The sequence below is a fragment of the Acinetobacter sp. YH12102 genome (genome assembly GCF_013419125.1).
GTDB lineage: Bacteria > Pseudomonadota > Gammaproteobacteria > Pseudomonadales > Moraxellaceae > Acinetobacter > Acinetobacter pseudolwoffii.
This window is the reverse complement of sequence record NZ_VPAS01000036.1, coordinates 1-6,439: the sequence shown is the minus strand read 5'-3', so window position 1 is coordinate 6,439 and position 6,439 is coordinate 1. Positions and strand designations below refer to the sequence as shown.

The window sequence follows — 6,439 nt, the reverse complement described above, 5'->3', positions numbered from 1 at the left end:
GGACAAGCATCGTCATTTTATTATGGTCAGCCTCAGGGTGAAGTGTGTCTAATCAACAGGGTTTTCGGTCTCTAAGCACTTTTTAAAGGGAACATCATCGACTCAAATCACTATTTGCAACAGTGCCGCCTGAATTCCCAATTATCTTGGTTCGAGCTGATCTTCGCATATAGAACTCAGCATATCTAAATGATAGAGATCGTATATGAGTACCGAAATGACTGATACGCCACACTACAGTGAAACATTAGAGATTGAGGGGATGACATGTGCTTCTTGTGTAGGCCGTGTGGAAAAAGCTTTAAAATCTGTTGAGGGTGTTGAATCGGCTCATGTAAATCTGGCTACCGAAAAAGCAGTCATTTATGCGCATCAACCACTTGATCGCGCTACTTTAATTAAAGCCGTAGAAAAAGCAGGCTACGAAGTGGAAGTATTGCAACCGATAGAGCTTACGATAGAGGGTATGTCATGTGCTTCTTGTGTAGGTCGAGTAGAAAAGGCTTTAAAATCTGTTGAAGGAGTTGAGTCGGCTCATGTAAATCTGGCTACTGAAAAAGCGACTATTCAGGCAAGCTCATCTGTCACTCGTGACTCGTTAATTCAGGCTGTCACCAAAGCAGGGTTTGAAGCAAAGTCAGTTCATCAAACTACGGAAAGCTTTCAAGATAAAAAGAATATTGAATTAGAAAAACTTAAAAAAGATTTAATTTTGTCAGTCTTATTGACTCTACCCGTTTTTATTTTAGAAATGGGATCACACCTGATTCCCGCCTTTCATACGTTTATGATGGATAACATTGGCCAACAAAATAGCTGGTTAATGCAATTTTTCTTGACCACAGTAGCATTAATTTTTCCAGGCCGACGCTTCTTCAAAAAGGGCATCCCAAGTTTATTCCGCTTAGCACCAGACATGAATTCCTTGGTGGCTGTAGGAACATTGGCTGCTTATCTTTATTCAGTGGTTGCTACTTTCTTTCCAAGTGTCCTGCCACAAGGCACGGTCAATGTTTATTATGAAGCTGCAGCGGTTATTATCACTTTAATTCTATTAGGTAGATTTTTTGAAGCCAAGGCAAAAGGCCGAACGTCTTTAGCAATTCAACATCTAGTTGGAATGCAGCCTAAAGTTGCCAGAATACAGCTCAATAATCAGGTGATAGAAGTTCCGATTGCCGAAGTTCAAACAGGAACGATTGTAGAGATTAGACCAGGCGAGCGTATCCCTGTCGATGGTGAAGTTATTCACGGCCAAAGTTTTATTGATGAATCCATGATTACTGGCGAGCCTATGCCCGTTGAAAAAACGATAGGCTCTACTGTGGTAGGAGGAACAATTAACCAAAGTGGCAGCTTAAATATCAAAGCCACCTCTGTTGGTAGTTCATCAGTGCTTTCTCAAATCATCCGAATGGTTGAACAGGCACAGGGTTCCAAGCTGCCTATTCAGGCATTGGTTGATAAAATTACCATGTGGTTTGTACCTGTAGTAATGGGTCTCTCTCTTTTAACTTTTATTACTTGGTTTATCTTCGGCCCTGAGCCAGCCCTAACGTTTAGCTTAGTTAATGCAGTTGCGGTACTCATTATTGCATGTCCTTGTGCAATGGGACTTGCAACGCCTACATCAATCATGGTGGGAACTGGGCGTGGTGCTGAAATGGGTGTTTTATTCCGTAAAGGGGAAGCTTTGCAGCTGCTCAAAGAAACTAAAGTGGTTGCTGTTGATAAAACAGGGACCCTGACTGAAGGGAAACCAATTTTAACCGATCTGCATGTCTTAGAAGGGTTTGAATACAATGCCGTACTTTCACTTATGGCAGCCGTTGAATCAAAGTCTGAGCATCCTATTGCTCGAGCAATTGTACAAGCCGCTATAGATAAGGAATTAATCCTGTCTCCTGTTGCTGATTTCAAGTCAGTCACGGGCTATGGAATAGAAGCAACGGTGTCTGAACATTTGGTTCATATTGGTGCAGATCGATATATGGAAAAACTAGGTTTGAATCCTAATGTTTTTTCTCAATTTTCGGATCGTTTGGGAGAAGAAGGAAAAACCCCTCTCTATGTTGCGATTGACCAGAAACTTGCTGCCATTATTGCTGTAGCAGATCCAATTAAAGAATCAACATTTGCTGCAATTGAAGCGTTACATCAGTTAGGTTTAAAGGTTGCCATGATTACAGGTGATAACCGTCATACAGCTCAAGCGATTGCAAAAAAACTAGGTATTGATGAGGTTATTGCAGAAGTCTTACCAGAAGGTAAAATAGAGGCCGTTAAAAAATTAAAAAATCAATATGGTAAACTCGCATATGTTGGAGATGGCATTAATGATGCCCCTGCACTTGCAGAAGCAGATATTGGTTTAGCAATAGGTACAGGTACAGACGTAGCTATTGAAGCTGCTGATGTGGTTTTGATGTCTGGCAACCTGAAAGGAGTGCCAAATGCTATCGCTTTAAGCAAAGCGACTATAACCAATATTCGTGAAAATTTATTTTGGGCATTTGTTTACAATGCAGCTCTGATTCCTATTGCAGCAGGTGTACTTTATCCGCAATTTGGACTGCTACTTTCTCCTGTATTTGCTGCTGGTGCAATGGCTCTCTCGTCAATATTTGTACTAGGAAATGCTTTACGATTAAAACGTTTTAAAGCCCCCCTTGCAATTATTTAACCATTTTTTATATACATTTAAAGTTTTGTTGGCTTTACTTTATATATTTGGAAATAGTCTAAGCCATGTTGGCTTTTATTAAATATCATACAGTTGATATTCTAATTATTTGAGAGGGATTAAGATGAAAAGAATTTTATTAATATGCTTTATAGGCATGTCATTTACCTATGCGAATGCTCATTCTGGGGGAACGAACTCACAGGGTTGTCATACCAACAGTAAAACTGGTGATTACCACTGTCATTAATAGGTGCGCACACAGTTTTTTTATTTAAAAGACTGTGCTTTAAAGTTATAAGTAGCGTTTAACTAAAGCTAAAAATTCATTCAGTTCTTTTTCCTTTATTTTCTCAGTATCACCGAGTACATGTTCTCTAAGATGAAGTTCTATTAACTCATTCATTAAGCCATTTATCGCACCTTTAATTGCTGCAACTAGCTGTAATACCTCAATACAAGAATTTTCAGAATTTAAAATATTCTGTTCAAGGGCATTAGTTTGACCTTGAATTCGTCTAATCCGATTTAAAATTTTTTTGTTCTGATTTAAGTGAGACATACTATTCAACCTCAAGAACATATACTATGGGGGAGTATTAATTGTGGTGCAATAAAATGTAATATCTAAATAATGTTAAAAGTGACCATTCGCATCAATTTGACGAAGGAAATCCTTTAGCACAAAAGAAAATTTTAATCGCAACCATCCTCACTGGTGTAATGATGGTGTTTGAAATTTTTGGAGGATGGTTCTTTAATTCCATGGCTTTATTGGCTGATGGATGGCATATGAGTTCTCATATGTTGGCATTGGGCTTAGCTTATTTTGCCTATAAAATGGCTCGAAAATATGCTCGTGATCAGAGATTCTGTTTCGGTACATGGAAGATAGAAATCTTAGCTGGATATTCGAGTGCCATTTTATTGATGGTTGTTGCTGTATTCATGGGTGTTCAATCGATAGAACGTTTATTCAATCCTGTGAATATTCACTACAACGAGGCAATTTCAATTGCGATTGTTGGCTTGATCGTTAATTTTATTTGTGCCTGGTTACTACGTGAAAATGGTCACCACCACCATCATCACTCTCATGATGACCATGACTTAAACCAGAAAGCCGCTTTTCTTCATGTAGTAGCAGATGCAGTAACTTCTGTATTAGCGATTATTGCACTTTTCGCAGGGAAGTATTTTGGATGGGATTTTTAGATGCAATTCTAGGGATCGTAGGTGCAGTGCTTGTAGCACAATGGTCTTGGGGATTGATTAGAGAAACAGGTAAAACATTGCTTGATGCAGAGATGGAACATCCTGTAGTAAAGGAGATTCAGGAAGTTGTAGAGGAATTAGATAACCAAATTACGATTACTGATCTGCATGTCTGGAAAGTAGGTAGAAGTAAATTTTCATGTATTTTATCCCTAAATACAGTTAATGACTCCTTAACAGCAGAGGTAGTTCGTAAAGCTTTGTCAATTCATGAAGAGATTGTTCATATTTCTGTTGAAATTAACAAGAATTTCCATGTTGTTTAAATTAATATTTATTCCTTTTAAACTTTATCAGTCTATTTATGTAAATCTTAGATTAGAATTTGTTTGTTGTAGAGCGTCGGGGCGCCTCGGCAATTCTGCGTGTTGAAATAGAAAGGAAAATTCATTACTTTAAAGCGCAAAGCGTGTTGCAGATGCAGCTCTTATTCCGAGGAATTTTACACTGGTATCGCCCGCCGATAGAAACACCAGATCCGGCAGTCAGGACGTAAATAACCATTCCTCCAGTTTAAATAAAAAAACCTGCAGATTCGATGCAGGTTTTTTTTAGAGATAATCAATCGCGTCTTATTTGGCTTTACGCTCTTTCTCGATCAGGTAATTCACCACCTGAATGACTTTGGCATCATTACCCTGCACAATATATTTACCATTCACGGTCACTGCCGGAACACCACTTAACTGATACTGAGCAGCCAGATTTTTGGCTTGGGCAATTTTCGAAGTGATCGGGAAAGATTTATAAGTGCTGTTAAATTTCGCTTCAGGAATACCATAGCGGGTATAGAACTTGGCCAATTGCGCCTGTTCTAAAATTGGACGTTGCTTATCATGAATATCATGGAATAATTGTAAATGTGCTTTTTGACGCACACCCAATGCTTCAGACACATAATAAGCACGCGCTGCCTGCTCCCAGAGTGGATTCATTGCAGCCGGCGTACGTACAAAACGTACATCTTTTGGTAATTTTTTCAACCAGCCCTGCATATGTGGTTCAAGCGCGAAACAGTGACCACAGCCGTACCAGAAGAATTCACGTACCTCAATTCTGCCCGGTTTTTCGACTTTGACTGGTTTTGCAACCACCTGATAGTCCTGACCTGCCACAAAATTGGCCATAGCATTGCCTGAAAAGGCCAAAACAGATGCGGCAACAGCTCCTAAAAGGAATTTTTTCATTGGGATTATCGTCCTCTAAATCATTATGCTTAGTGTATGGGTTCACTATAAATCAATTATGCCGGTTCCGTTTTCATGCTGCGAACTTTTGTGCTATCAGAACCGCTACATTAAAGTATGCGACTGATTTTAAGTCAGTTAATATGGCCATTCGACCGCTATGTGTTTTTAGATAATCACAAAAGTTAAACTTTGAGTAATAAAAACGGTTATAATTTCTACGATTAAAACGTAGTGGTCAAACCTACAGTAAATATTAGCTTCTTACTATTCTCTTCAGTAACAGCCGCGTGGCTCTGAGAATGATCTTCTGACATACAATAGTTTCCTTATTCTATTTACGATTAGCTGAGAGACTTGAGTAAGCCTCAATATTTCTGCTAAAAATTGCTTACTATAATTGGTCAAGAAGCTTTCTTTTCATTTATCCACCGGGACAATATTGGTAATAAAACCAACATAAGAAGGGTTGATGAGATAATTCCTCCAATAACCACATTTGCTAGTGGGCACTTTACTTTTTTCTCCAATTCCAATGCCTCCCTAACTAATTAGAGAGTTTTAAGCATTATTACATGAATCTTTCCAGTACTATTGTTGCAAATATACTAAGTTGCATATTTATTCCTGCCTATGTATAGGAGCATATGTAACCCTAAAGTTTAAAATAGTCTTTTCGGATTATTTAAAAATTTGAAAATGGTAAAGAATAAATTAAAAACAATAAATATATTTATCATTCGATTTAAAAAAATTAATTAATCTTAGTTACACCATACTAAAAATAACTAATTTTTAGTTTTCCTAGTTATATGTGCTTCATTATAATTTTGAATTAATTCTCTTCACACCCTTTGCTTTTTTCATTGTTAATTATTTCTAAATTTTTCTCTAAGAAACGAAGTCCCCCATCAGCAAAACTACTGGTTGAAAAAACTATAGTAAAAATAACTAAAACAATCTTCATATATATATTATTGAATCTAATCATATCTTGGACCAAAAAATAATTTCTTCATATACTAATTCCTAGATATATACACCTAAATGACAACCAAATTACAAATTTGTAATTTTGTTAAGGTTTGTCCTAAAAAAAATAAATTAATACTATTTTAACAAAGATAAGTTGTTGCTGAAAAATTTGAATTGTAAGGGATTTAATTAGGCACTGTTGCAAATAGAGATTTGAGTCGATGATGTTCCCTTTAAAAAGTACTTAGAGACCGAAAACCCTGTTGATTAGACACACTTCACCCTGAGGCTGACCATAATAAAATGACGATGCTTGTCC

General features: G+C 37.4%; 4 protein-coding genes and 6 pseudogenes. 5 read left to right on the top strand and 5 right to left on the bottom strand.

Features of this window, described 5'->3' with window-relative positions; genetic code table 11:
- The 3 genes and pseudogenes from FTU42_RS14475 to FTU42_RS15065 all read left to right on the top strand — a co-directional run.
- Nucleotides 1-75 (top strand): annotated as a pseudogene (locus FTU42_RS14475) (IS6 family transposase); the annotation flags it as partial.
- A 130-nt stretch (nucleotides 76-205) separates the two neighbouring features.
- Nucleotides 206-2,683, top strand: a complete 2,478-nt coding sequence (locus FTU42_RS14470; RefSeq protein ID WP_159138927.1) for a heavy metal translocating P-type ATPase — start codon at nucleotides 206-208, stop codon at nucleotides 2,681-2,683.
- Nucleotides 2,684-2,807: 124 nt separating this feature from the next.
- A complete protein-coding gene (locus FTU42_RS15065; protein ID WP_094148905.1) occupies nucleotides 2,808-2,933 on the top strand; it encodes a YHYH domain-containing protein in 126 nt (41 codons plus the stop codon).
- Between the two features lie 45 nt (nucleotides 2,934-2,978).
- On the opposite strand, the gene FTU42_RS14460 is transcribed toward FTU42_RS15065, so the two are convergent.
- Nucleotides 2,979-3,245, bottom strand: a complete 267-nt coding sequence (locus FTU42_RS14460; protein WP_159516729.1) for a metal/formaldehyde-sensitive transcriptional repressor — start codon at nucleotides 3,243-3,245, stop codon at nucleotides 2,979-2,981.
- 80 nt (nucleotides 3,246-3,325) lie between these two features.
- Between FTU42_RS14460 and dmeF the strand changes: the two are divergent.
- Together dmeF and FTU42_RS15060 are read left to right on the top strand one after the other, a co-directional pair.
- A pseudogene (gene dmeF / locus FTU42_RS14455) lies at nucleotides 3,326-4,224 on the top strand (CDF family Co(II)/Ni(II) efflux transporter DmeF); the annotation flags it as partial.
- Between the two features lie 128 nt (nucleotides 4,225-4,352).
- Nucleotides 4,353-4,454, top strand: a pseudogene (locus tag FTU42_RS15060) (TetR family transcriptional regulator); the annotation flags it as partial.
- A gap of 76 nt (nucleotides 4,455-4,530) precedes the next feature.
- Here the strand turns inward: FTU42_RS15060 and FTU42_RS14450 are convergent.
- The 4 genes and pseudogenes from FTU42_RS14450 to FTU42_RS14445 form a co-directional block, all read right to left on the bottom strand.
- Nucleotides 4,531-5,145, bottom strand: a complete 615-nt coding sequence (locus FTU42_RS14450) for a thiol:disulfide interchange protein DsbA/DsbL (RefSeq protein ID WP_004281236.1) — start codon at nucleotides 5,143-5,145, stop codon at nucleotides 4,531-4,533.
- Nucleotides 5,146-5,322: 177 nt separating this feature from the next.
- Nucleotides 5,323-5,462 (bottom strand): annotated as a pseudogene (locus FTU42_RS15005) (cation transporter); the annotation flags it as partial.
- An 87-nt stretch (nucleotides 5,463-5,549) separates the two neighbouring features.
- Nucleotides 5,550-5,666, bottom strand: a pseudogene (locus FTU42_RS15055) (hypothetical protein); the annotation flags it as partial.
- Nucleotides 5,667-6,364: 698 nt separating this feature from the next.
- Nucleotides 6,365-6,439 (bottom strand): annotated as a pseudogene (locus FTU42_RS14445) (IS6 family transposase); the annotation flags it as partial.

Coding starts and splice junctions, on each gene's coding strand:
- FTU42_RS14470 (WP_159138927.1), top strand. CDS start 206: ATGAGTACCGAAATGACTGATACGCCACACTACAGTGAAACATTAGAG.
- FTU42_RS15065 (WP_094148905.1), top strand. CDS start 2,808: ATGAAAAGAATTTTATTAATATGCTTTATAGGCATGTCATTTACCTAT.
- FTU42_RS14460 (WP_159516729.1), bottom strand. CDS start 3,245: ATGTCTCACTTAAATCAGAACAAAAAAATTTTAAATCGGATTAGACGA.
- FTU42_RS14450 (WP_004281236.1), bottom strand. CDS start 5,145: ATGAAAAAATTCCTTTTAGGAGCTGTTGCCGCATCTGTTTTGGCCTTT.